The sequence below is a fragment of the Mesorhizobium sp. P2_E6 genome (genome assembly GCF_056403835.1).
In genome coordinates this window covers 190,844-214,576 of sequence record NZ_JBFUEQ010000009.1, presented here as the reverse complement: position 1 = coordinate 214,576, position 23,733 = coordinate 190,844, and the positions used below count along the sequence as shown (strand labels likewise).

Below are 23,733 nucleotides of genomic sequence, written 5' to 3'. Positions count from 1 at the left end.
ACACAAGACACGGCCGGCGCAGGCACCGAGGGGAAATCAAATGGCCGACCCAACAGTCTATCGCATCCACCCGGCCGTCGGCATCGCGCGGCTCGGCGACAGCCCCGAGGGTTTCTGCATCTCGCCGGAAAAGCCGGCGCAGTTGCCGATCGAATGCGATGCCAACGGCAATGCCGCGAAAGACGACGCGCCGATCAAACACTTCAAGGACAGCAAGGGCCGCATCAAGCGCCAGGCCGCGCGTTTCCAGATCTTCGTCTATGACGCGGCCAACCCACAGGGCAGTCCGCTGAAGATCGGCGACCATGTCGAAGGCGGCGGCAATCGCGGCAAGCTGGTCGACATCCAGTGGCGCGTTCAGCTCGCCAACAAGAAGGCGGCATGGTTCACCTTCGACGGGCTGCGCGGCGAGGCCGGCTATGCCGCCGACGCGCCGCTGCGCAACGCTGGCATCACCGATCCGGTCGAACGGCAGAATCTGATCATCGACGCCGGCCCGCAAGCCGTCGACTGCACCGCGCGGCGAAAGGCGAGCTTCGGGCGGGACACCAACCCCGCCTATGCCGTCACCTTCCCGCCGACCGGGATGGTGCCGAACGACATCGACACGCTGGGCGAAATGATGACGGACGACAGCGGACGGCTGCTGCTGCTTGGCGGACACGGCAACAGCGGCTCGTTCCTCAGCGGGTTTGGCCATCCGCGCATCGAGACCTACGCCAACAGCGACGGCTGGTTCGACGACATCTCGGACGGGCCGGTGATGGCGCGGCTGGTGATGATGGAGGAGCGCGTCCAGGCGCTGCGCTACATCGATGTCGAATATCCTGCCTGGGTGCTGGTCGGGTATCCGCGCTATGCGCCGGAAGTGCTCGACATGATCACGCTGGAGGACGTGGTCGAGGACATGTCTATCCGGGAATTTGCCTATCGCACCGACATGTACGGCACCGCGGGAACGTTTGACGCGCCGCAGAAGATCGATCCGACCGACACGGCGGCCTTGCAGCACTGGCAGGCAGGACCGGTTGAGTGGAACCCGGCCTATCGCCCCTGGTTCTGGCGCGACATCTGGCCGATCATTTTCCGCGCCGACGAATTCTCCTATTTCACCAACATCCTCCAGCAATCGAACTTCCCGCACAACCAGTCGAGCCGGGGCACGTTCGATCCCTATCGCCTGTGCATCCCGCCACGCATCGCACCGCGTGCGCTGGCGCAAAAGGAAGGCCGCGCGAAGGACGACCATGTCGGCGGACGGCTGCTTGAGGCAGCGGTGGAACCGAGCCTGATGCTACTCGATGCAACGCAGGCGCCGGGCGCGGCTGCCGATGCCGTGGTTGGCGATGCCGCCGCCACGCTGAGGGCGGCAGCGGCGACTTTCACCGCCGCGGTCTGCCCGCCCGACGATGGCGAGGCGCCGCGCAGCTATGCCGCGCGCTGGCAAAAAACCTTCGCCGACAACGACACCGTGGCCGAGCCGGCCTATGCCGAGGCGCGCAGCGCCTTCGATGCTGAGATCACCGGCGTGATCGAGCGCATCGCCGCGGCCGCCGCGCCGCCGCGCAAACGGATGCTGACGCTCGCCCGGGCCTCGTCGCGGCAGGAGCCCGGCGAACCAGACCGGACCACCGATCCGGACGAGCCGATCGAGGCTGCGCTCCGCCGGTTGGCGTTCGAATACCGTTCCGGCCAGTTGCTCGAGCGCGCGCTCGCTGCCGCGGCCAAGGATGCCACGACCGATCCCGGCCGTTCCGCGCGGCAGTATCTGTTCGATCTGCTGCGCAAGCCAGGCGAGGAGAACCTGTTCCGGCTCGACGCCAATCCGGCGACGCGGACCTATCACCTGCCGCTGATGCCGCTGCTTGCCGGCGACAATCCGATCACCAACAAGACGGTGAGCAAGTTCCTGCGGCTGACCGACACGCAACTGTTCCTGCTGCGGCAATGGGCGGCGGGCATCTTCATTGACGAGGTGGATGCAGGTTTCGCCCCCGCGATCGATCCCTGGCAGCCCTACAAGGACTGGAACGTGCCGGGCGGACGCGGTCTCGACCAGGGTGTGCTGTCGAACGGACTCGGCGGCGCCTTCTGCCCAGGCGGTGAGGTGACGTGGATCATCCGCAATCCGGCGATCTGGCGCGAGCCCTACCGGATCAAAGCCGACCCTGAATGGTACAGCTTTGCGCTGACCGCGGCGCAGGAGAACGCCAACCGATGGGGAGCGGGCGTCAGCGAGGAAGGCTATATCGCCTATGCCTCCGACCCGCTGTCGCAAGGCAGCGACCTCGATTTGGGATTGCAGCCCGGCGACCTGACCAAGCTCGGCGGGCTGCCATGGCAGGCCGATTTCAACGAATGCTCCACCCAGACGATCGACGTCACCTACGAGGAATGGAACGTCCTTTATCCCGACAGCGTCGGCAACACGCTGATGGAGCGCGAGCGGCGCGTGTGGGAGACCTTATGGTGGCCGGCGCATCGGCCGATGCAGGCCTATTATCCCGTCGGCAAGGACTTCCAGTTCCGCAACTGGGCGCGCGGCATTCCGCAGACGCTTGCCGGCGACCTCAAGATGGTGACCGAATGGTCGAAGCTCGGCTTCATCGTCCGCAATCCGGCGGGCGGGCTCGATCAGCCCTCGCCCGGAATCAAATACATCTGCGTCGAAGATTCGGGAGAATGACCGTGACCAATCCGTTTGTCGGCAACTGGGCCTATCGCAGCTTCAACAACGACCCCGATCTCAGCAAGGCGGCCAACGACCTTTTGTTCGGCGAAGGCACGCTGGCCATTGCGGAGCAGTCCGTCACCGAACTTGCGGGAACGATCGGCGGGCCGGGATGGTCGCTCGATCTGCGCGGTAGCTTCGCTTACGGTTCGCCGATGCAGGTCCGCTTCCAGGGCAAGGGCGTGATCGGCGGCGAGCAGTGGATCTACGACTATATCGGCTGGCTTGTGCCGGTTTGGCCCGACAGCACCGACCGGCTGGAAGTGCCCGCGATCGTCGGCTCGGTGGTGCGCACCATCCCGCATTCGGGCGATGGCGGCAGCACGAACCCGGCAGGGGTGGTGGCATCCTTCTATGCCGTGCGAGCAGGCTGACTTCGTCGTCATCGGCGGCGGGCCGGCGGGTGCCGCGGCAGCGCTGATGCTGCGCCGTCACGCGCCCCGACGGCGCGTGGTGCTGTTCGAAGCGGGGCTGCACGAGCTGATAAAACCGGGTGAGATGTTGGCGGCGGTAGCACAGGGGCTGTTACGCCAGCTCGGCGTTTGGACGCCGTTCCTTGCTGCGGCTTTCGTGGAGAACCGCGCGGTCGTTTCGGCATGGGCCGGCGAGGCGCTCGACGAGCGGCACAGCATATTCTCCGCCCACGGCGCCGGCTGGCAACTCGACCGGGCACGGTTCGATCGGCTTCTGGTGCAGGCGGCAGCGGCGGCAGGCGCGCAAGTGCGACTTGGGTGCGACGTGCGTTCGGCGGCGCGTGAGGGCCAGGGCTGGCGGCTCAAGCTCGCCGATGGGGACATTATCGCCGGCGCCGTGATCTGGGCGACCGGCCGCAGCTGGCGGCTGGCGCGATCCTTCGGCGCGAAGCTTCGGGTGCATGGCCACCTCGCCGCATACACCCGCTTCTTCGACCGCGCGCCGGGCGATGGCCGCATGGTCATCGAGGCGCGCCCGGAGGGCTGGTGGTATAGCGCCGACTTGCCCGGCGGACGCCGGGTGGTGGCGTGCCTGACCGATCCTGACCTGGGCAGCGGCCTGCGCGATCCGGAATCCTGGTACCGCGCACTGGCGGCAACACGACTGATCGCACCGCTTCTGCCTCCTGGCGCGCGTGAAACCGCAACGCTGGTGAAATCGGCGGGAACGGCCACCGTCGATCCGGCAGCGGGTGAGCGCTGGGTGGCGGCGGGCGACAGCCTGTTCGCCGCCGATCCGCTGTCGTCGCGAGGGATCGTGCATGCGCTGCGCTCGGGGATCCTCGCCGCCTATGCCGCGTCGGACATGGTCGACGGACGCGACGACCTCGCACGCACGCGCTACGCGATGATCGCCTCGCAGGGCTTTGCCGACTACGCCTCCGCGCTCGGCGTGCATTATGCCGCCGCCGCGCGGTGGGACACTGCCTTCTGGCAGCGGCGTCGGCCTCAACCCGAAGAGCGCGCGGCAGATTTGTATCACAACACGTAGCACATTTACGGAACTGCCCTCGCCGACACCATTGACGTCGGGCTCGGCTGCCTGAAGATGTCGATACTGCCCGCCCGAACAAAACAAGCGTCAGGCCGCCACGTTAGACGAGGGATTTCAGCAGTGCCCTGTCGGCGATTTCCATGCCGAAACCGGGCGTGCCGTCGTGTGGTTGCATATCGATCGCCAGGGATTGAACGCAATGAACAAAATCGATCTTGAAGGACAGGTCGCCGTCGTTACCGGTGGAGCGCAAGGGCTGGGCCTGGCCTTTGCCCGGCGGATGGTCGCATCGGGCGCAAGGGTGAGCCTGTGGGACATGAACAAGGCAGGGCTGGAGGTGGCCGTTGCCGGCCTCGGGGACGCAGCCAAGGGCGTCCTGGTCGACATCACCGATGCCGAGGCGGTGCTTGCGGCGCACGCCCGCACCGAAAACGAGAGCGGGGCCGTCTCGATCCTGGTCAATTCGGCGGGGATAGCCGGGCCCAATCACACGCTCGACGAGTATCCGCTCGATGCCTGGCGGCGCGTCATCGATATCAATCTCAACGGAACCTTTCACGTCAACCGCGCTGTCGTGCCTGCCATGAAGGCGCGCAACTACGGCCGCATTGTCAACATCGCCTCGATCGCGGGCAAGGAAGGCAACCCCAACGCATCCGCCTACTCGGCGTCCAAGGCAGGGGTCATCGGGCTGACCAAGTCACTGGGCAAGGAGCTTGCCGGCTACGACATAGCGGTCAACTGCATCACGCCGGCTGCGGCGCGCACGCCGATCTTCGACCAGTTGAAACAGGAACATATCGACTACATGCTGGCCAAGATCCCGCGCGCACGGTTCCTCGAAGTCGACGAGGCGGCGAACATGGTCGCCTGGCTGGTCTCGAAGGAGAACAGCTTCACCACCGCGTCGGTATTCGATCTCTCCGGCGGCCGCGCCACCTACTGATCCCCAAACCACGAGAATTCGCGCGCGGCCCTTCGTTTCTTTAGCGCTTGATCTCATCAAGACGATCGACTGCCTTGACGTTCTCGGCCGAAGGCCCGGTGGGATCGAAGTCGGACGCCAGATACTTGTCGACAATCGCCTTCGCCGGTTCCGGGCCAATCACACGCGCGCCCATCGTGATGATCTGAGCATTGTTGGACTTGGCAGCCCGTTCGGCCGAGTAGGTATCGTGGGTCAGTGCGGCGCGCATGCCCGGCACCTTGTTGGCGGAAATCGAAACACCGATGCCGGTTCCACAAAACAGCAAACCGCGGTCGAATTCACCTTCAAGCACCTTTCGAGCAACCGTCTGCGCTATGTCGGCGTAAAAGCCCGGCTGACTGAAATCAGTTAGCGTTATGCCGGTCTTTCCGGCCAGATGAGCCGCAATCACATCCAGAAGCGGCTTTCCCGCACTGTCGGCGCCGATAGCGATCTTCATGGGCTCACTTCCTTTCAGATTCTGAGTTGTGCCGCGGATGCGCCGTCTGGCGCCCGGGTCCTGGGTGTCAGCGGGTGCATTCCATCCGCGGCCAACGGTTGGCATTCATAGTTTGGCTCGCAGCTTGACATTTGTCGAGTGCCAGTCGACTATTGTAAATATCGACGCCAACAACAGAGATCATTCGTGTCGATCAGCTCGCGCCAAGGAGGGGTGTCGAGTGCCCTTGGGAGGAGAGCCGACGTGGAATTTTTGCTCGAGGTGGAAGGGCTGAAGAAGTCCTTTGGTGGCGTCGCAGCCTTGCGCGAGGGCCGCTTTCAACTTCGCGCCGGCACGGTTCACGCGCTCTGCGGCGGCAATGGCGCCGGCAAGTCGACCTTCCTCAAGATACTGATGGGTATCTTCAAGCGCGATGCCGGCTCAATCCGTCGTCGCGGCAAGGATGTGGAATTCGCAAGCCCGGCCGACGCATTGGCCTCGGGCATCGCCATTATCGAACAGGAACTCAGCCCCGTCCCTCACATGACGGTTGCCGAGAACATCTACCTTGGCCGTGAGCCTTCAGCACGGTTCGGCGGCATCGATTTCCGCGCGATGAACAGGTCCGCGCAAAAGCTGCTGGACGATCTCGAATTCGATATTCGAGCCACACAATACATGATGAACCTCTCGGTCGCGCAGATGCAGCTCGTCGAGATCGCCAAGGCGCTCAGCCACGACGCCGAGGTCATCTTCATGGATGAGCCGACATCGGCGATCGGCGAGCGGGAGGCGCAGCACCTCTTTGCCGCGATCCGCCGCCTGCAGGCCCAGGGCCGCGGTATCGTCTACGTTTCTCACCGGCTGTCGGAGATCTTCCAGATCGCCGATTCCTACACGGTCTTCCGTGACGGCGCCTATGTCGGCAGCGGGGCGCTTGCAGACATCGATCGGCACAACCTGATCCGCATGATCGTCGGCCGCGAACTGTCCGAGGAATACATCAAGACCAACACGCCCACCTTGGAAACCGTTCTCGAGGTTACCGCGCTCACATGCCCGAACAAGATCGAGGATATCTCGTTCACCGCACGAAAGGGTGAGATCTTCGGCATTTACGGCCTGATGGGGGCCGGACGGACCGAGATCTTCAACTGCCTCTTCGGGCTCGACAAGCCTTCGGCAGGAAGCATCAAGCTCGACGGTGCCGAGGTCACTATTTCCAAGTCGGCCGATGCCATGGCGCACGGGCTGGCGCTGGTCACCGAAGACCGCAAGTTGACCGGCCTCAATCTCTCCGATTCCGTGCGCGCCAACATCTGCATGGCGAGCCTGCCGGAAATGAGCCCCGCCTTCAGCATGGATCGGCCGCGGGAGGCGCAAGCAAGCCGCGACATGCGGGAAAAATTCCAGATCAAGGCGGCGCGCGACACGATGCCGGTTTCCGGCCTTTCAGGCGGCAACCAGCAGAAGGTGGTGCTGGCAAAATGGTTCCTTCGCAACCCGAAGGTCCTGCTTTTGGACGAACCGACCCGCGGCGTCGATGTCGGGGCCAAGCGTGAAATCTATCGGATCATCAATGACTTCGCCGCCGCCGGCGGCACGGTCGTGATGATCTCGTCGGAAATCGACGAAGTTCTCGGCATGTCGGACCGCATCATGGTGATGCGCGCCGGCAAGAGCGCCGGGATCTACAGCCGGGAGGAAACGGATGCCCAATCACTCGTCCACCTATCAACCTGAGCAGGGACAGGGTGTTCGTCCGGCGGCAGAGGAGTCAATGATGTCGGTTGGAAACAACGAGAACGCAAAAAGCTGGCTCGGTTCGGAGCAGCGCCGGCTGCTGATTCAGGAATACGGCATCTTCTTTGCCTTCCTGATCCTGGTTGCGGTTCTGTCGGTCTCCAACGAGTTCTTTTTGACAGCCGGCAACATCTCGAACGTGCTGCTGCAGACGTCGATCAATGGTGTCCTCGCCATCGGCATGACCTTCGTCATCCTGACCCGCGGCATCGACCTCTCGGTCGGCTCCGTGGTCGCGCTTGCCGGTCTCATCAGCGCCAGTTTCGTGACCACGTCCGCGACCGCCGGGATTTCCGGTTCACCCCATCCAGTCGTCGTCGGCCTCGGCATCGGTCTTTTGGTCGGCGTTGCCTGCGGCGCCGTTTCGGGTGTGATCGTGTCGCGCTTTTCGGTGCCGGCCTTTGTGGCGACGCTGGGCATGCTGTCGGCCGCACGCGGACTGACCCTCATCTATGGCGGAGGCCGGCCTGTTCCCGCGCTGACGCCGGCGTTTCGCTGGATCGGCACAGGCGACATCCTTGGCATACCAGCCCCGGTCGTCATTCTGGCTATCGTGTTTGCCGTCTCCTGGTGGATCCTCAACCGGACGCGTTTCGGCCGCTACATCTATGCCGTCGGCGGCAATCCCCACGCTGCCAGGACCTCGGGCATCAACATCACCCGCATTCAGTTCGTCGTCTATGTCGTCTCCGGCGGTCTTGCCGGCCTCGCCGGAATGCTGCTCAGCGCCCGCACCGGCTCCGCACTGCCCCAGGCCGGTATTGCTTATGAGCTGGACGCGATCGCCGCGGTGGTGATCGGGGGAACCAGTCTCTCAGGAGGGGTGGGCCGGGTGACCGGCACACTGATTGGCGCGCTGATCATCGGCGTCATGAACAACGGCCTCGATCTGATGGGTATCCAATCCTACTACCAGCAAGTTCTCAAGGGCGCCCTGATCGTTGGCGCCGTGATGCTTGATCAGAAGAGAAACTACGGGGCTTAGAGCATCGGACCCAAAGCCCCTCCGGGATCGGACCTGCACACCGCGTGTCCGTTGATAGGCGAACCATGTCGGTCGCTCACTTAAAGTGGAGGTACGAAATGAAAACATTGATGATAGCGCTCGCGTCCGCGACCGCGCTGCTGGCCTCGTCGGCCATGGCGCAGGAGAAGATCAAGATCGGCGCAGCACCTTACGGGTTGAATGCGGAGTTCATGCAGATCTGGGCAGCAGCGCTTCAGGAGCACCCTGCCGTCAAGAGCGGTGAAGTCGAACTGACGGTTTTCGACGGCCGCTATGATGCCCTGGTGCAGCAGGACCAGTTCAAGACAATGGTCACGCAGAAGTACAATGCGATCATCTTCGCACCGATTGACGTCGATGCAGGCGCGGCCGCCGTGCAGTCGGCCGCCGATGCCGGCATCCCGGTTGTCGGCTCCAACACCCGCGTCAATTCCGATCTCCTGGCCTCCTATGTCGGGTCCGACGACACGATCTCGGGCTACATGGAAGCCAAGACCGTGCTCGACAAGATTGGCTGCAAGGGCAACGTCGTCATTCTCGAGGGGCCGGTCGGTCAGTCGGCGCAGATTTCTCGCCTCGAAGGCAACAAGAAGGCGCTTGCCGAGTGCCCGGATGTCAAGATCCTTGAAGATCAGACGGCGAACTGGTCGCGCGCTGAAGCCCAGACGCTGATGGAAAACTGGCTCACCGCCCACCCCAAGCAGATCAATGGCGTGATTGGCCAAAACGACGAAATGGCCCTCGGCGCCATCGAGGCGATCAAGGCCGCCGGCCTTGATACGAAGAGCTTTGCCATTGCCGGCATCGACGGCATCACCGACGCGCTCCACGCCGTCAAGAACGGCGAGATGACGTCGATCCTTCAGGACGCACGTGCCCAGGCACAAGGGGCGCTCGATCTCGCCATCTTCAATGCCAAGAAGGGTGACTACAAACCCCAGTCCGACATTTGGGCAACCTACAAGGACATGCCGTGGAAGGACGGCAAGGAGAAGATCTACAATGTGCCGTGGACGCCGGTGACGGCGGAAAACGTCGACAAGCTTCTTGCGACACGCAAGTAATTCAGCCGTGGGGTGTGCCCTCTTGCACACCCCACTTTCCAACAGGCCGGGAAGAGAACCATGACTGATTCAATACAGGTCGATCTCAATTTTTCACTTGGCGGCAAAGTCGCCCTGATCACCGGCGGCGCCTCCGGCATCGGCAGCGCCATTGCATCGGCATTTGCCTTGAAGGGTGCCGCAGTCGGAGTGATCGACATCAATGAATCGGTTGCGAGATCGAAGGCCGATGAACTCGGCAACGGTGCCAAGTTCTTCGTCTGCGATGTGTCCGATCCGAAATCCGTGGAGGCCGTGTTTGCTGCGGCGGAAGCGGCTTTCGGCCATATCGACATCGTCGTCAACAGCGCCGGCGTCGCCATCCTTGCTCCGGCCGAGGAGCTCAGCCTCGATGCCTGGGACAAGACCATCGCCATCAATCTCAAGGGAACGTTCCTCGTCTCCCAGGCCGCCGGACGCGTCCTGATCAAAGCCGGCAACGGCGGCAAGATCATCAACATGGCTTCGCAGGCCGGCACCGTCGCGATCGACCAGCACGTCGCCTACTGTGCCTCGAAATTCGGTGTCATCGGCCTGTCCAAGACGCTTGCCGCCGAATGGGGCAAGCATGGCATCACGGTCAATACGATTTCGCCGACAGTGGTGCTGACCGACCTTGGCCGAAAGGCGTGGGACGGGCCGCGCGGCGAGGCGCTGAAGCAGCGCATCCCGACCGGCCGCTTTGCCTTCCCGGAGGAAATAGCCGCCGCAGCGGTGTTCCTGGCATCGAACGGCGCCGACATGATCAACGGCGCCGACCTTCTGGTCGACGGCGGCTACACCATAATCTGAGCGGCGCAGGATTGGAGCAACAATGCAGCGGTTTATCAACAATCCCGACGAGGTCGTCGAGGATACGGTCAAGGGCTTCGTCAAGGCGCATGCCGATATCGTCAGGCTTGGCGGCAATCCCCGTGTCATCGTCGCCCGTCATGCGCCGGTCAGCGGCAAGGTCGGCGTGATCACCGGGGGTGGCTCCGGCCACGAGCCTGCCTTCATCGGCTATACGGGACGCAACATGCTGGATGCGGTTGCGGTCGGCGAGCTGTTTTCGTCACCAACGGCAAAGAGCTTCCTCGACGCCGCGCGCGAGGCAGATGGCGGCAAGGGCGTCGTCTGCCTCTATGGCAACTACGCCGGCGACAACATGAATGTGAAGATGGCGATAAAACTCGCGGCCAAGGAAGGCATCGACATCGCAACCGTCGTTGCCAACGACGATGTGTGCTCGGCAGGGCCGGATGAACGCGACAAGCGCCGAGGCGTTGCCGGCGAGATCTTCATGTGGAAATGCGCCGGCGCCAAGGCCGCGGAAGGTGCTGGTCTCGCGGACGTGCGGGCGACAGCGCAAACGGCGATCGACAACTGCCGCTCGATTGGCGTTGGTCTTGGCCCTTGCACGCTGCCCGCCGTGGGCCACCCCAACTTCTCGATCGAGCCGGGCACGATGGAAGTCGGCATCGGTCATCACGGTGAACCGGGTGTCCGGGTCGAACCGCTGAAGCCCGCCGCCGAGATAGCGCGGGAGATGGTCAAGATCGTCCTCGATGATCATGACCTTGCAGCCGGAACGGAAGTTGCGGTGCTGGTGTCCGGCCTCGGCGCAACCCCGGTCAACGAACTCTACATCCTCAACGACACGATCGAACAGGAGATCACCGGACGCGGGCTGAGCATCCACAAGACCTATATCGGCAACTATTTCACGTCGCTGGAAATGGTCGGCGCCACACTCACGGTCATGGCGCTCGACGCCGAACTGAAAAGGCTGCTGGATGTCGATGTCGATTGTCCCGCAAGGTTCTAGGAGACAGGCGAATGCAGCATTTTGAAAACGCTTCCGCTGGCGACATCGTTCTTTCGGTGGCGGACCGTATCATCGAAAACCGGGCCTATCTGAGCGAGATCGACGGCAAGATCGGTGACGGCGACCACGGCGTCAACATGGCCAAGGGCTTCGGCATGGCCGCGGAGAGGATCAGGGGCAACGACATGTCGCTGGCCACCGCCTTCGATACGCTGGGCACCGTGCTGATGACCGAGATCGGTGGTTCCATGGGTCCGCTCTATGGCGTCATGTTCACGCAATTCGCCGAGACGATCGAACACTCATCGTCAATCGATGCGAAGACTTTCAGCACGATGCTCACCAATGGTCTCGACGGCATCCAGGCCATCGGGTCGGCCAAGGTTGGCGACAAGACGCTTCTCGACACGCTCGTCCCGGCCATCGACGCCTTCGACAGCGCCAACGCCGACGGGAAGCCATTTCCGGACGCGCTGGATGCCCTGGTTGCCGCAGCCGAAAAAGGCCGCGACGGCACGAAGGACCTTGTGGCCAAGATCGGCCGCGCCAGCCGCCTGGGTGAGCGCTCGGTCGGCGTCCTCGACGCCGGCGCCACATCCTGCGCGTTGATCCTGAAAGCCCTGGCGCTAAGCGCCAAGCAGAAACTGCAGCTGTCCGCGACAGCGGTGCGTTGAATTTTGAAGAATGCTCCTCCCGAGCAATGGCTCCCGGCTGATCTTCCAGCCGGGAGCGGAGCAAGATTGAGAGTTCGCCCGTTTGCGCCCATCTTGGCGACCGATTATGGATTCGGGGAAACCAGGCAGCATGACCGTCAAGGCATCATCGGCGCGGAAGAACGGGACGGTGCGGACGGGGGCCGAGGCCGGCACCGAACCCATCCCGCTGCGCTACGGTGACGACCCCTACGTCTGGGCCTGCTGGCTCTACTACGAAGATCGCATGACGCAAGGCGATATCGCCGACATCATGGGCATTTCGCGGGCGACGGTGAACAGCTATTTGGCCGATGCCCGCGCCCGCGGGATCGTCAACATTTCGCTCGAGCCGTCACGGCTGAGTTCGCTCTCGATCGCGCAGGAACTCAAGCGTCACTTCGGGTTGCATGACTGCCTGGTCGTGCCAAGCGACGACAATGCGCGTCCACTGATCGATCGTCTTGGCGGGGCTGCGGCGCAGGCGCTTGCCAAGCTTTTGAAATCCGGTGACACGCTTGCCGTTGCCTGGGGACGAACTGTGTTGGCAATCGGGGAGCAGGCCTCCGTGCCTGGCCTCCAGGACGTCACCGTCGTTCAGGCGACCGGAGGCACTCGTGCGAGTTTTGCCTATACGCCGGAACTGTGCGCGGCCGCCATTGCCGGCGCTGTGGATGGGAAGCTGATCAACATCACCGCGCCAGCGGTCGTTTCGACGGCCGAGGTTCGCGACATGCTGTTGCGCGAGACGCTGATCGAAAGCCAGTTCGAGGCGCTTGCCAAAGCCAACAAGGCGCTTTTCGGCATCTCTTCCCTGCGCCCGAATTCAACGATCCACACCAGCGGCTTCTTCGAATCGGTCCCCCTTCAACAATACCTCGCCAAGGATGCCGTGGGTGTCGTCGCCGGCCGCTTCATCGACGGACAGGGCAATCCGGTGGCCGGCCCGCTCGACGACCGTACGATCGGAATATCGCTCGACAGGCTGAAGGCCATCGGCCTGCGCATTGCGGTCGCCGGCGGTTTCGACAAGGTGCCGGCAATCCTTGCCGCGCTGCGGGGCGGCTACGTCAACGTGCTCATCACCGACGCCGCCACCGGCCGTGGCATCCTCAATGCCGACGGCGTGACGGAGCTCGACCAAAAGCTCTCGCAGCGCCCAAGGCTCGACAACGCCGTGGCTTTGCCCAGCAACTTCCGCACCCATATCAAGAAGTTCCTCAACGACCCCGACGATGTCGTGGAGGAAATGCTTGACGGCGTGGTGAGGGCCCACGCCGCCTATATCGAGCCGATCAAGGGTTCGCATCGTGCTCTCGTTGCCCGCACCGGGCCGAGGCCCGGGAAAGTCGGGCTGGTGATCGGCGGCGGCACAGGGCACGAGCCCTGCTTTCTCGGTTATGTCGGCAAGGGGCTCGCCGATGCCGTGGCCGTCGGCAACATCTTTTCGTCACCGCCTCCCGGCACGATCTTCCAGTGCGCCAATGCCGCATCGGGCGGGCAAGGCGTGCTGTTCGTCTACGGCAACTATGCCGGCGACGTGATGAACTTCGAAATGGCGGCCGAGATCGCGGCGGAAAACAACATCGAGGTCCGCACGGTGGTGACAACCGACGACATCGCCTCGTCGCCGATTGAGGACAGGGAGGGCCGCCGCGGCGTTGCCGGCAACTTCTTCATGTTCAAGATCGCTGGCGCTGCCTGCGACCGCGGCTTGTCGCTCGACGCCTGCGAGGCCGTGACGCGCAAGGCCAACGCACGGACTTTCACCATGGGCGTTGCGCTGGAGCCCTGCTCTATGCCGCAGACCCGTCGCCACAATTTCGAAATCGGCCCCGACGACATCGAGATCGGTATGGGCATCCATGGCGAGCCCGGCGTCATCCGCGAAAGGATGATGAGCGCCGACGCGATCACGGACCGGATCATGGACCGCATCTTTTCGGAGATGAAGCCGGCAGCGGGCGACCGTGTCGCGGTGCTGATCAATTCATTCGGCGCCACGCCGCTGATGGAGCTTTACATCCTGTTCAGGCGCGTCGCGCAGCGATTGAGCGCCAAGGACATCACCATAGAGGCGAACTGGGTGGGGCATTATTGCACATCGCTCGACATGGTCGGTGCGTCGATAACGGTCTTGCACCTCGACAACGAGTTGACGGACCTGTTGCATCATCCTTGCGATACAGCCGTCCTGCGGGTCGGCTGAGATACGAGTATGCGCCGATCGACGATGGGTCGCATCCTGCTTGAACTGGGAGGAACACGATGTCGGACAATGCGGCGCGACGCCTGAGCAGGATGTTTTATCGCATCTCCATTGCGATCGAGGCGGGGAAGGATCACCTCTCGGATCTGGATGGCGCCATCGGCGATGCCGACCATGGCATCACCATGTCGCTCGGCTTCATGGCGGTGAACGCGGAGCTCGCCAAGCTCGACCTCGACCACATGCTTGCGTCGGACGTTTTCACCTCTGCCGCATCGGCCTTTCTCGATGCGGTCGGCGCCTCCACGGGGCCGCTCTATGCGACGGCGTTCCGAAGAGCAGCACAAGCCGTCAAGCAAGATGAACGCCTCTCGACTGCCGACCAGGCGGCGATCGTCGAGGCCATGACGACCGGCATCAAGGAGCGCGGCAAAGGGCAGCGCGGCGACAAGACGATGCTGGATGCCTGGATCCCAGCAACGGAAGCAGCCGTCGGTGCACGTGCCCGCGCTGCCGGAAGCCGGGAAATGTGGAGCAGCATCCTGGAGGCCGCGGAAGCCGGCGCAAATTCGACACGATCCATGGTCGCAGCACGCGGAAGGGCGGCGCGGCTGGGAGAGCGATCCCTTGGGCACATGGACCCGGGAGCGGCCTCGGCCGTCATTATCCTGCGCGCGATGAAAGACAGCTTTGGTGAAGACAGCGCGAAGTAATCCGCGATTGCGCGCAGCGCTTTCCCTTAGGGAATTGCTCTAGAACGAGATACCGTCGCGTTTGGCGGGAAACGCTTCATCGGACTTCTTCTGAACCGCTCGATCGGCATCGGTTGTTTCATCGACGCGGCGGAAAATCATAACGAGCACACAGGCGAAATACCCCACCTGCAGCACGACGGCGCTGATGACTGTCCACGCCAACGAGACCCAAAACGAGCCCGTGACGCTGTAGATCCAGCCAAAGATGACGGCCAACGCCGCCGTTGCTCCCACCAGAAACTGTGGAAAATACATTCGCCCTCGAAAGATTCCGGGAAGAATCAACCCGGTTGTCTTTCGCCCCATCGCATGATTTCTACCCCGCACGAACAGTTCCAGTTTTTGGACATCAATGCAAGCATGAACTAATATGCCTTGGCGGCTCGCTATGTTGGATTTTTGTCTGTCCAAATTGCAAACGTAACCCACGCGGCGCAAGCGTTGCTGCAACGCCCGCGTCGTCACCCCGAGGGGACCGAGCGCCGGCAAACTGGAGAGTCTGGTGAGCGCATATTTGCCGGCGCTCGGTAATCGCAGCACCGGGGGGTCGTTTGGGGTGTTTTGGGCTGCGACCTCTATACGTTAGCACAAGCTAATATAGAGGTATACGGCCATTTTGCTGGCTATCTAAGCTCAAGGTTCAGTTAAGCTGATCGAGGATTCCAGAGTTGGTCGTCATCACCAGACTTTTGTAGATCAGGAACGCTATCGTACAGATCGCGGCCATCGAGATCGGCACTCCGAATGGCACCACGCCCTTGCGGTCCAAATGCTGGATAATGACCCGAAAAGCGCCCGCAGGCAGCAAGAGCGGATTTTTCACGATCACCGCTGTGGCGAGGGCGAAAATCAGAAGCAGCACTGAAAACACCGCGAGATCGCCGCCGCTTATCAGAAAGGGCACCACCGCCAGCAGCTTGACATCGCCGGCCCCGACCTTGCGCAGCGCCCAGAACGGGAACAGGACAACGAACAGCAAAAGCGCGGCAAGGCCGCTCAGCCCCATCTCCCACCACGATCCGGTTTGGAGCGACAGCAGCAGCAGGCCCCCCGCCCCCAGGCAGAGCAGCAACAGCACGTCGCGGTTGGCGATCTTCTGGGTGGTGAAGTCGAGCCAGCCTATTCTGGCCAACAGCGGGATCGCGAGCGCTTTCAGAAGCAGCGATTCTACCAGCAGCATGCTAGCGCTCGATATTCTGCACGCTGGATGACAGCAGCTTCAGATTGTTGGCGACAGTCGGGTCTTTGGGCGCCAGTTCGTAAGCCTTGAGGAAATTGCTGCGTGCGTCCTGCAGCTTGCCGCGCAACAGGTAGGAATAGCCGACATTGTTGTAATATTCCGCCGTCGGGCCGACCAGCTTGAGCGCTCGGGCGTAGGCCCGGTCGGCGAGATCGAACCGGTGGATCCGGTCGCTGCAGGCAGCCAACCCCATCCACGCGTTACCGTCATTGGGCGACAGTTGCGTCGCCTTGAAGAACAACGCGCCGGCATTGCCGTAGTTTTCTGCGCGGAACTGGTTCTTGGCTTCGGCCACGGCCTGGTCCGAGGCGTGATATTCGACATCGGCGATCGTCTTCAGCCCGTCGAAAGCATCGCCAAAGGACGTTACGTCGCCTTTCGACGGCTCGTTGGTGCGAACGACACCGTCGGCGGGGTCTGTCTGGCAGCCGGCCAGCACTACCGTCAACAGGCAGGCTGCGACAGCGATATGCCTCTTCATGCAGTTCCCCTCGAGGGTCCCCCGACTCACATTAGGACCAAAGCATACACATAACTAAAAGAAAATCCCCCTCATGCGGATAATGATCGGCAACAGGACGATCATCAAGACCACCGGAAAGACGCAGACCCCGAGCGGGATCATCATCTTGACCGGAAGCGCGTTGCCCTTTTCCTCCGCCCTGAGAATTCTCTTGCCGCGCATCTCGTCGCTGTAGACACGCAGGGCATCCGTCAGGCTGGTGCCGAGTTCCTCCGATTGGCGGAACAATACCGAAAGCGCCCTCGCCTCATCGAGGCCCAGACGGTCGGCAAGATCCCGGAGGGCCTCACGCAACGGCTTGCCGGCGCGCAACTGCAAATTCATGATCGAAAGCTGTATCCCCAGCCATTTGTGCGTGCCAGCCAGTTCCTGGCTCACCCGCTCCACGGCGGCCTCCAGGCTCATGCCGGCATCGGCGCAGGTGATCATCATGTCCATGAAGTCGGGAAAACCCCGGCGATAGGTTTCCTTCTTGGCATTCTCGAACCGATCCAGCGCGACACTCGGAATAACCAGACAAGCGAGGCCGAACAGCGCGGAAACCACGAATACAAGAACCCCCGGAATTCCCGGCGGGACCACTGCAAGCAAGCCGGTGTACACTCCCAGAAAGCCGACAGCGACGGCCCCTATTCGGGATAGCGTATAGAAAAGCGGCGCGCTCGCCTGGTAGAATCCGGCACGAAAGAGCTTGGCTTCGAGCGCGTTAGGCTCGCCCCGCTCTTTCTCGACCGAGCGGAAGTAGGCATCGACGGGTCTTTGCGCCGATATCTTGGCGAGTTGCTCCTGCCCGACCAACGACCGACGGCTGGCGATCCCTTCAGACAGCAGGTTTTGCGTGACCAGCTTGCGCGTCTGCAAGGCAGGCCGGAAAATCAGCGCGCCGAACAGGAACAGCGCCATTGCCGCCAGGAAGACAGCGATGGAAACCAGAAGGCCCAGATCCTGGGTATTTGAGAACAGGTTTATGGTTCGCTCCTGTCAGAAATCGAAATTGACCATTCGGTACATGATGAAGTCACCGAGCAGCGCCCAGAGTCCGAAGAGCACGAACGCCGGCATGAGAAGGGGACTGCCCCAAATATCGCCGTAGTAGCTCGGCGCGATAACCATCAGCAGGGCAAGCATGACCACCGGAAACAGCGAAATGATCCATGCCGACATCCTGCCCTCGGCCGACAGTGCCCGGATCTTCAGGCGCAGTTTCTGTCGCTCGCGCAGCACGGATGAGAGATTGGCCAGGATTTCGGTGAGGTTGCCGCCGGTCTTGGCTTGAATTGACAGCGAAACGGACAGCAGATGAAGGCCTTCGAACCCAACACGTTGCGAAAGCTTCCGCACGGCATTTTCAAGGCTGAGGCCGAAGGTGATTTCGTCGGAAACAATGCCGAATTCGGTGCCGAGCGGGTCGGGCATTTCGCGGGCCACGAGTGTGATGGCCACGGTGGTCGGGTGCCCGGCCCGCAATGAACGGACGATCATGTCCAATGCGTCAGGAAGCTGGGCGGCGAATTTCACGATACGCTTGTTGCGTGCGCGCCGAAGAACGAGAAGCGGCAGGGCGAAACCCACAAGCAAAAAGGCGAGGAGGCCTGCCACGAACGAAAAACCCAAAATCAATGGGAGGACCAGCGCCAGCACCAATCCCGCCAGCAGGAACATTACGGCGAAAGCCAACGGATTGCCGGTGATGCCCGACTGCGTGTAGAGCCGGTTCAAGGCGACCATGCCGAAGATATAATCGCCTGTGACCGTCAACCCGCGTTCGCGCAGCAGGCCCTGCAAGGTCTGCTCTGCTGGCGCTTCTTCCGCGAGGCGCGCAAGACGCCGGTTGATCGTGCCGGCTCGGGCGCGCCGCGCGGCATAAGCCATGTAAAAGGTTTCGGCGGCGAGGATCACCGACGCAGCGGCAAGTACATAGATGAAGTAAAGCAGCGTCTGACCGGTCGGCATCACAGGGCAACCTGCGGGTTGAAGGCATCCTTGGCAAACTGATGCCCGAGCGTCGCGACTTCCTGGGCAAAGCGGGGGCGCACGCCGGTCGCTCGAAAATCGCCGATGATGATGCCGTCTGCTGTCACGTCACGACGAACGAAATGATAGATTTCCTGAAGCTGGACGACGTTGCCTTCCATGCCGGTCAGTTCCGATATGGAGATGACCCGCCTGCCACCATCAGAAAGACGCTGCGTTTGCACGATGATGTCGATAGCCGATGCGATCTGCGCGCGGATTGAGTCATGGCTCATCGGCATGCCGGCCATGCCGACCATCTGCTCGAGCCGGGATATCGCGTCGCGCGGCGTGTTGGCATGGATTGTGGTCATCGAGCCTTCATGGCCGGTGTTCATCGCCTGCAGCATGTCGAAGGCTTCCTCGCCGCGCACCTCGCCGACGATGATGCGATCGGGCCGCATGCGCAGCGCATTCTTCAGCAGTTCGCGCTGCCGAACCTCGCCTTTGCCTTCGACATTGGGCGGACGCGTCTCGAGCCGCCCGACATGCGGCTGCTGCAGTTGCAGTTCCGCCGCATCTTCGATGGTGATCAGGCGTTCTTTCGAGGGGATGTAGCTCGACAGCGCGTTGAGCAAGGTCGTCTTGCCGCTGCCGGTGCCTCCCGAAACCAGGATCGATTTGCGCGCCTGCACGGCAATCCGCAACAGATCGACCATCGGCGGTCGGATCGAATTGAACGCGATCAGGCGCTCAAGCGAATAGGGATGCTTTGAGAATTTGCGGATCGACACCAGCGGGCCATCGACCGAGATCGGCCGCACCGCGATGTTGACGCGCGAACCGTCTGCCAGTCGGGCATCGACCATCGGCGCGGATTCGTCGACACGGCGGCCGATGGCGGAGACAATCTTGTTTATGATACGCAGCAGGTGCGCCTCGTCGCGGAACCGTATTGCGGTTTCCTCGATCACGCCACGCCGCTCTATAAATACCCGATTATGGGTGTTGATCAGAATGTCAGCGATGGAGTCATCCTTGAGCAGCGGCTCGATCGGACCCAGCCCGAGCATTTCATCGGCGGTGTCGCTTGTCAGTTGATCCAGCTCGCGCGCATTCAGCGGCACGTTTCGGCCGCGCACGAACTCGCGCACGATCGGACGGATCTCATTCAGGATTTCGTCCTTGGACGCTGTTTCGAGGACGGCGAGGTTGAAGCGGTCGATCAAATGGCGGTGAAGCTCGACCTTGAGGGTCAGGAAATCGGTGCCGTCTTCGGCGGCGTCCGTCGCGGGAGACGGAACGCCGGGCGTCACCGCTACCTGCACCGGCTGCAGCTGCGCCCGTGTCTCACTCGGTCCTTTTATGAAGCGGCCCAACATCTCGCCAAGTCCCCCGAAAATTCCCCTGCCTGGAAACTAAGCGTTAACCACGGAAGGCACAAGCGCCGAGCCCTCCACCGAACGGACAATACTTGTGACATAGTTAAGGACAAGGGGTCAAAAAAATCGTTTTTATTTGGCGACATGCCAAGACCCGGCAATCGACGTGTCGCTCACGGAACATGACCGATTGTAATGAGCCATGCCGGGTCGATGCCCTCTCGTAAGCCCTTATATATAAAGGATTATGCATATTGGCTAATTTAGCGATACCGAATTCGGATGTATGGCCAAATTGTGAACGAATGGTTAAGGCGGTTGAAAAACTAATCGAATCAAGCTCTTGCAAAAACTATCCTGGCCTCCGATCAGGTATTGGAAGGTTAAGGAACTGTTAATCCCGTTTGACTCTGCATTTTAGCGGGACAAGGATTGGGATGACGGGGGATGCTTGGGTATGGATTTCATCCTTGGCTCGTCTCGTCGGGTTCAAACCTCCAAAGGGAGAAATTGGCATGAAGAAGCTCATGACGATGGCCCGGCAGTTCCGCGACGACGAAAACGGCGCTGCCATGGTCGAATATTCCATCCTGGTCGGCATCATCGCCGGCGCGGCAATCCTCATCATCGTCGGCATCGGTCTCTGGGTGAACGGTCGCTTCACCGGCCTCTGCACGGCGATGGCAGGCAGCGGCATCGGCACCTGCGGTCCGGGCGTCGGCAGCTAATCAAATGCTTCAGGCCCGGATCCATTCGATCCGGGCCTGATTCAAATCGCGGCGGGCGAATTCCCGCCCTTGGGGTTTTGGGGCTTGGGCTATGCGTGGCAACACAATCATCATGATCGTACTCGCCGGCGTGTTCGGCGTGCTTGCGGTGGTTCTCATCAATATCTGGCTCGCCAGCCAGCGCAGCGCCATGGCTGAAGCGAACGGTGTCCAGGCCGATACGGTCGTCGTCGCCGCAGTGGCCCTGAAATTCGGCGATACGCTAACCGCCGACAAATTGCGTGAAATCGCATGGCCGGCGGGCGCGGTCCCGGCGGGCGCCTTCAAGACGGCCAAGGAGCTCATGACCGGCGACCCCAAGCAGGCGCTCCAGTCGATCGGCGCCAATGAACCTGTCCTCGCCACCAAAATTACCGGCCCCGGCCAGCGCGCCACGCTATCGGCGGTGCTCGGCGAAGGTTTGAAGGCCGTTTCCATCAGAGTCAATGACGTGCTCGGCGTTGCCGGATTTGTGTTCCCAGGCGACCGGGTCGACGTCCTGTTGACGCGCACCCTGCGCAATGCAGACGGCGCGGATCAGAGTTTTGTCGATGTCCTTTTGCAGAGCGTGAAGGTGCTCGCCGTCGACCAGGTCGCCGACGAAAGCAAGGACAGCCCGACCGTGGTCAAAGCGGTGACCGTCGAAGTCAGCACCAAGGACGCGCAGAAGCTCACCCTCGCAGCGGGTGCGGGCCAGCTGTCGCTGGCGCTTCGCCAGGCAGCGGCCAGCAGCGGCGAGACGACCGAGCGCGTAACGCTTTCCGACCTGACCGGTGAAATGCCAGCGGATGTAGCCAAAAGGCAAGCCGAACTGGACAAGCAGGCTGCAGCCGAAGCTGCAGCAGCAGCAGAACGTCAGCGCGCGGACGAAAAGCTCGCAGGGTTGACCAAGGCAGTCGACCGAGTGGGCAGCAAGCTCGACGATCTGAGCAAGGTGAAGCCGGCTCCAGCTGTGGCTTCTGCGCCGCAGGTGAAAGAAGTTGTCAAGGAAGTGGTCAAATATGTGCAGCCGGAACCACCGGCGCGGGCGACAGTGGGTGTGTTTCGAGGTATAAAGCTCGAAACATATGATGTGCCACGACAACAATAACACCGGCATACTAGGATATCTGGAGTCCGAATCAGCCGGCGAGGGGGTAGCGTAGATGCGCGTGTTCTGGGGATCACTGGCCGCCGCCGTTCTAGCGTGTTTCTGTGCGTTGCTGTCATTGAGCCTCGCGGCTCATGCTGCAGACCGCTTCATCGATGTGTCGAACCCCAGCGTCCACAAGATCTTCCTGCCGATGTCGCAATCGGTAACGATCCAGGTGAATGCCAATCTGGGCGACATCGTCGTCGGCGACGAGAAGATCGCCGATGCCCAGCCGATGACCGACCGCACGCTCTATGTCATCGGCAAGGGCGCAGGCACCACGACGGTCAATCTCTTCTCCACGGACAAGCGTTCGCTCGGCGTCATCCAGATCGAGGTCGGCGTCGACGTCAGCGACATGGCGCAGGCTATCCGCCAGGTGGCGCCAAAGTCGCGCATCGAAGTCGGCTCGGTCAACGGCAGGGTCAGGCTCGCCGGTCATGTCAAGGACGGCGCCACGCTGGCGGCGATCATGGAAGTGGCGCAGCAATATGGCCCCGATGCCATCATCAACTCCGTGATCGTCGACGACAGCCAGCAGGTCAATCTGGAAGTGCGCGTGCTGGAAGCCAAGCGCAACGCCGGCCGCGATCTCGGCGTGTCGATCAAGAGCACCAACAGCAGAGGCACGACCCGTACCGGTACTGGTGTTGCCGCCGTCGACAAGGACAATATCGTGCTCGGGCCAGGCGATATGCTCAGCGGCCTCCTATCGAACTCCAATCCCTTCGGAGCCCTGATCACGCGCGTCATCGACAACAATATCAAGATCGATCTGATCATCGAGGCGCTGGAGTCCAAGGGCGTGGTGCGCACGCTCGCGAATCCCAACCTCACCACGCTTTCAGGCGAGCCGGCCAGCTTCAACGCCGGCGGCGAAGTCCCAATCCGCAGCATCGGCACGGATGGCCTCGTCCAGATCGATTTCAAGCAATTCGGCGTCAACCTTACGTTCACGCCGGTCGTGCTCGACGACGGTAAGATCCATATGAAGCTGGCGCCGGAGGTCAGCGACCTGACCGGCTTCACAACCGCCGGCGACCCGATCTTCACCAACCGCAAGCTTGCGACCGTGGTCGAGTTGCGCGACGGCCAGAGCTTCGCCGTGGGCGGACTTCTGTCGAGCAAGACCACCAAGCTTCAGGACCAGGTGCCGTGGCTCGGCCAGGTGCCGGTCATCGGGGCGCTGTTCCGCAATTCGAGCAACCAGCAGGAAGAAACCGAACTCGTGGTCATCGTCACGCCTCATCTCGTGCGGCCGGTGAAGCCCGGCGAGCAACTGGCGACGCCGTTCGACAAGACGCGGCCCGCCAACGACCCGGAATTCTTCGTGCTGGGCCAGCTCGAGGTGAACAAGGACATGATCCGAAAGTATGAAACAGGCGACGGCGTCACCGGCCCCTATGGCCACATGCTCGACTTCAAATCGAAGGACAAGATGATCTATGTCAAGAAATAGCCTCTTGATCCTCACCCTGTGCGCCAGCGCGCTGTCAGGCTGCGCCGCGGACTATCTGAACAACTACGATTCGGTGACCTTGGCCGCCGGCGACACGCAGAAGTTCAATTCGCTGCTGCAGACGGTCGACACGCTCAACCCGCAGTCCAAGAACACGAAGATCGAAAGTGACGGCATGCGCGCTGCTATTGTTGGCGAGAACTACAGACATCCGCCGGCGCCGCCGGCGCCGCCGCCCATCACGGTCAATATCGGCAACTCGGGTGTGACGAATACACAGTGAATTGAACAGAGGGAT

The 23,733-nt window shown here is 62.0% G+C and carries 23 protein-coding genes; 16 read left to right on the top strand and 7 right to left on the bottom strand.

The features are described 5' to 3' along the window. Positions 1–40: 40 nt before the first annotated feature. The 4 genes from AC1D08_RS23325 (at position 41) to AC1D08_RS23310 (ending at position 5,144) form a co-directional block, all read left to right on the top strand. Positions 41–2,686 carry a LodA/GoxA family CTQ-dependent oxidase gene (locus AC1D08_RS23325; protein WP_477424174.1) on the top strand — a complete coding sequence of 882 codons (2,646 nt, stop codon included), beginning with the start codon at positions 41–43 and terminating at the stop codon, positions 2,684–2,686. Positions 2,687–2,688: 2 nt separating this feature from the next. Further along, positions 2,689–3,105 (top strand): hypothetical protein, encoded by a 417-nt coding sequence (locus AC1D08_RS23320; protein ID WP_477424172.1) that lies wholly within the window; start codon positions 2,689–2,691, stop codon positions 3,103–3,105. After that, the gene (locus AC1D08_RS23315; protein ID WP_477424170.1) at positions 3,086–4,195 is read left to right on the top strand and encodes an NAD(P)/FAD-dependent oxidoreductase; all 1,110 of its coding nucleotides are present in this window, start codon (positions 3,086–3,088) and stop codon (positions 4,193–4,195) included. Before AC1D08_RS23320 ends, AC1D08_RS23315 begins: the two co-directional genes overlap by 20 nt. A 202-nt stretch (positions 4,196–4,397) precedes the next feature. Then, entirely contained in the window at positions 4,398–5,144 is a 747-nt protein-coding gene (locus AC1D08_RS23310; RefSeq protein WP_457154123.1) for an SDR family NAD(P)-dependent oxidoreductase, read from the top strand. Between the two features lie 40 nt (positions 5,145–5,184). Here the strand turns inward: AC1D08_RS23310 and derI are convergent, their stop codons facing one another. Then, complete coding sequence (derI, locus tag AC1D08_RS23305; protein ID WP_457154124.1) at positions 5,185–5,625, bottom strand: D-erythrulose-4-phosphate isomerase; 441 nt, start codon at positions 5,623–5,625, stop codon at positions 5,185–5,187. A 243-nt stretch (positions 5,626–5,868) separates the two neighbouring features. Between derI and AC1D08_RS23300 the strand changes: the two genes are divergently transcribed. The 8 genes from AC1D08_RS23300 to dhaL (AC1D08_RS23265) all read left to right on the top strand — a co-directional run bounded on the left by AC1D08_RS23300 (position 5,869) and on the right by dhaL (AC1D08_RS23265) (position 14,937). Continuing rightward, complete coding sequence (locus AC1D08_RS23300; RefSeq protein WP_477424168.1) at positions 5,869–7,347, top strand: sugar ABC transporter ATP-binding protein; 1,479 nt, start codon at positions 5,869–5,871, stop codon at positions 7,345–7,347. A 40-nt stretch (positions 7,348–7,387) separates the two neighbouring features. Next, positions 7,388–8,392 (top strand): ABC transporter permease, encoded by a 1,005-nt coding sequence (locus AC1D08_RS23295; RefSeq protein ID WP_457154234.1) that lies wholly within the window; start codon positions 7,388–7,390, stop codon positions 8,390–8,392. 98 nt (positions 8,393–8,490) lie between these two features. Continuing rightward, positions 8,491–9,477, top strand: coding sequence for a substrate-binding domain-containing protein (locus AC1D08_RS23290; protein WP_457154235.1), 987 nt, complete (start codon positions 8,491–8,493; stop codon positions 9,475–9,477). Positions 9,478–9,537: 60 nt separating this feature from the next. Next, on the top strand, positions 9,538–10,308 hold the full coding sequence (locus tag AC1D08_RS23285; protein ID WP_457154236.1) for an SDR family oxidoreductase: 771 nt from the start codon (positions 9,538–9,540) through the stop codon (positions 10,306–10,308). A gap of 22 nt (positions 10,309–10,330) precedes the next feature. Further along, a complete protein-coding gene (locus AC1D08_RS23280) occupies positions 10,331–11,323 on the top strand; it encodes a dihydroxyacetone kinase subunit DhaK (RefSeq protein ID WP_477225499.1) in 993 nt (330 codons plus the stop codon). A gap of 11 nt (positions 11,324–11,334) precedes the next feature. Next, positions 11,335–11,997: a dihydroxyacetone kinase subunit DhaL gene (dhaL, locus tag AC1D08_RS23275; RefSeq protein ID WP_457154298.1), complete on the top strand. Its 663-nt coding sequence runs from the start codon at positions 11,335–11,337 to the stop codon at positions 11,995–11,997. A 130-nt stretch (positions 11,998–12,127) separates the two neighbouring features. Beyond that, positions 12,128–14,224: a bifunctional sugar-binding transcriptional regulator/dihydroxyacetone kinase subunit DhaK gene (locus tag AC1D08_RS23270; protein ID WP_477424166.1), complete on the top strand. Its 2,097-nt coding sequence runs from the start codon at positions 12,128–12,130 to the stop codon at positions 14,222–14,224. 59 nt (positions 14,225–14,283) lie between these two features. Beyond that, positions 14,284–14,937 (top strand): dihydroxyacetone kinase subunit DhaL, encoded by a 654-nt coding sequence (gene dhaL / locus AC1D08_RS23265; RefSeq protein WP_477424164.1) that lies wholly within the window; start codon positions 14,284–14,286, stop codon positions 14,935–14,937. 39 nt (positions 14,938–14,976) lie between these two features. Here the strand turns inward: dhaL (AC1D08_RS23265) and AC1D08_RS23260 are convergent, their stop codons facing one another. From AC1D08_RS23260 to AC1D08_RS23235, 6 genes are all read right to left on the bottom strand, one after another. Next, complete coding sequence (locus AC1D08_RS23260; RefSeq protein WP_477424162.1) at positions 14,977–15,519, bottom strand: exopolysaccharide production repressor protein; 543 nt, start codon at positions 15,517–15,519, stop codon at positions 14,977–14,979. A 100-nt stretch (positions 15,520–15,619) separates the two neighbouring features. After that, the gene (locus AC1D08_RS23255) at positions 15,620–16,159 is read right to left on the bottom strand and encodes a prepilin peptidase (RefSeq protein WP_477424160.1); all 540 of its coding nucleotides are present in this window, start codon (positions 16,157–16,159) and stop codon (positions 15,620–15,622) included. Position 16,160: 1 nt separating this feature from the next. Next, positions 16,161–16,700 (bottom strand): tetratricopeptide repeat protein, encoded by a 540-nt coding sequence (locus AC1D08_RS23250; protein ID WP_477424158.1) that lies wholly within the window; start codon positions 16,698–16,700, stop codon positions 16,161–16,163. 54 nt (positions 16,701–16,754) lie between these two features. Further along, on the bottom strand, positions 16,755–17,645 hold the full coding sequence (locus tag AC1D08_RS23245) for a type II secretion system F family protein (RefSeq protein ID WP_477424156.1): 891 nt from the start codon (positions 17,643–17,645) through the stop codon (positions 16,755–16,757). 78 nt (positions 17,646–17,723) lie between these two features. Next, positions 17,724–18,695 (bottom strand): type II secretion system F family protein, encoded by a 972-nt coding sequence (locus tag AC1D08_RS23240; protein WP_477424154.1) that lies wholly within the window; start codon positions 18,693–18,695, stop codon positions 17,724–17,726. Further along, positions 18,695–20,077 carry a CpaF family protein gene (locus AC1D08_RS23235; RefSeq protein WP_477424153.1) on the bottom strand — a complete coding sequence of 461 codons (1,383 nt, stop codon included), beginning with the start codon at positions 20,075–20,077 and terminating at the stop codon, positions 18,695–18,697. Before AC1D08_RS23235 ends, AC1D08_RS23240 begins: the two co-directional genes overlap by 1 nt. Positions 20,078–20,592: 515 nt before the next feature. Here AC1D08_RS23235 and AC1D08_RS23230 point away from each other — a divergent pair. The 4 genes from AC1D08_RS23230 (at position 20,593) to AC1D08_RS23215 (ending at position 23,718) form a co-directional block, all read left to right on the top strand. After that, positions 20,593–20,805, top strand: a complete 213-nt coding sequence (locus AC1D08_RS23230; RefSeq protein ID WP_477424151.1) for a Flp family type IVb pilin — start codon at positions 20,593–20,595, stop codon at positions 20,803–20,805. Positions 20,806–20,896: 91 nt separating this feature from the next. Then, positions 20,897–21,934 (top strand): Flp pilus assembly protein CpaB, encoded by a 1,038-nt coding sequence (gene cpaB / locus AC1D08_RS23225; protein WP_477424149.1) that lies wholly within the window; start codon positions 20,897–20,899, stop codon positions 21,932–21,934. Between the two features lie 55 nt (positions 21,935–21,989). Further along, positions 21,990–23,435, top strand: a complete 1,446-nt coding sequence (locus AC1D08_RS23220; RefSeq protein ID WP_477424147.1) for a type II and III secretion system protein family protein — start codon at positions 21,990–21,992, stop codon at positions 23,433–23,435. After that, on the top strand, positions 23,422–23,718 hold the full coding sequence (locus AC1D08_RS23215; protein WP_477424145.1) for a hypothetical protein: 297 nt from the start codon (positions 23,422–23,424) through the stop codon (positions 23,716–23,718). The genes AC1D08_RS23220 and AC1D08_RS23215 overlap by 14 nt, the downstream gene beginning before the upstream one ends. Positions 23,719–23,733: the final 15 nt, after the last annotated feature.

What these genes read in the sequence shown, in the direction of transcription:
- AC1D08_RS23255 (WP_477424160.1), bottom strand. Translation starts at nt 16,159, where the DNA reads ATGCTGCTGGTAGAATCGCTGCTTCTGAAAGCGCTCGCGATCCCGCTG.
- AC1D08_RS23285 (WP_457154236.1), top strand. Translation starts at nt 9,538, where the DNA reads ATGACTGATTCAATACAGGTCGATCTCAATTTTTCACTTGGCGGCAAA.
- AC1D08_RS23290 (WP_457154235.1), top strand. Translation starts at nt 8,491, where the DNA reads ATGAAAACATTGATGATAGCGCTCGCGTCCGCGACCGCGCTGCTGGCC.
- AC1D08_RS23215 (WP_477424145.1), top strand. Translation starts at nt 23,422, where the DNA reads ATGTCAAGAAATAGCCTCTTGATCCTCACCCTGTGCGCCAGCGCGCTG.
- AC1D08_RS23230 (WP_477424151.1), top strand. Translation starts at nt 20,593, where the DNA reads ATGAAGAAGCTCATGACGATGGCCCGGCAGTTCCGCGACGACGAAAAC.
- AC1D08_RS23240 (WP_477424154.1), bottom strand. Translation starts at nt 18,695, where the DNA reads ATGCCGACCGGTCAGACGCTGCTTTACTTCATCTATGTACTTGCCGCT.
- dhaL (WP_477424164.1), top strand. Translation starts at nt 14,284, where the DNA reads ATGTCGGACAATGCGGCGCGACGCCTGAGCAGGATGTTTTATCGCATC.
- AC1D08_RS23325 (WP_477424174.1), top strand. Translation starts at nt 41, where the DNA reads ATGGCCGACCCAACAGTCTATCGCATCCACCCGGCCGTCGGCATCGCG.
- AC1D08_RS23280 (WP_477225499.1), top strand. Translation starts at nt 10,331, where the DNA reads ATGCAGCGGTTTATCAACAATCCCGACGAGGTCGTCGAGGATACGGTC.
- AC1D08_RS23310 (WP_457154123.1), top strand. Translation starts at nt 4,398, where the DNA reads ATGAACAAAATCGATCTTGAAGGACAGGTCGCCGTCGTTACCGGTGGA.
- AC1D08_RS23220 (WP_477424147.1), top strand. Translation starts at nt 21,990, where the DNA reads ATGCGCGTGTTCTGGGGATCACTGGCCGCCGCCGTTCTAGCGTGTTTC.
- dhaL (WP_457154298.1), top strand. Translation starts at nt 11,335, where the DNA reads ATGCAGCATTTTGAAAACGCTTCCGCTGGCGACATCGTTCTTTCGGTG.
- AC1D08_RS23250 (WP_477424158.1), bottom strand. Translation starts at nt 16,700, where the DNA reads ATGAAGAGGCATATCGCTGTCGCAGCCTGCCTGTTGACGGTAGTGCTG.
- AC1D08_RS23270 (WP_477424166.1), top strand. Translation starts at nt 12,128, where the DNA reads ATGACCGTCAAGGCATCATCGGCGCGGAAGAACGGGACGGTGCGGACG.
- AC1D08_RS23245 (WP_477424156.1), bottom strand. Translation starts at nt 17,645, where the DNA reads ATGGCGCTGTTCCTGTTCGGCGCGCTGATTTTCCGGCCTGCCTTGCAG.
- AC1D08_RS23315 (WP_477424170.1), top strand. Translation starts at nt 3,086, where the DNA reads ATGCCGTGCGAGCAGGCTGACTTCGTCGTCATCGGCGGCGGGCCGGCG.
- derI (WP_457154124.1), bottom strand. Translation starts at nt 5,625, where the DNA reads ATGAAGATCGCTATCGGCGCCGACAGTGCGGGAAAGCCGCTTCTGGAT.
- cpaB (WP_477424149.1), top strand. Translation starts at nt 20,897, where the DNA reads ATGCGTGGCAACACAATCATCATGATCGTACTCGCCGGCGTGTTCGGC.
- AC1D08_RS23235 (WP_477424153.1), bottom strand. Translation starts at nt 20,077, where the DNA reads ATGTTGGGCCGCTTCATAAAAGGACCGAGTGAGACACGGGCGCAGCTG.
- AC1D08_RS23295 (WP_457154234.1), top strand. Translation starts at nt 7,388, where the DNA reads ATGTCGGTTGGAAACAACGAGAACGCAAAAAGCTGGCTCGGTTCGGAG.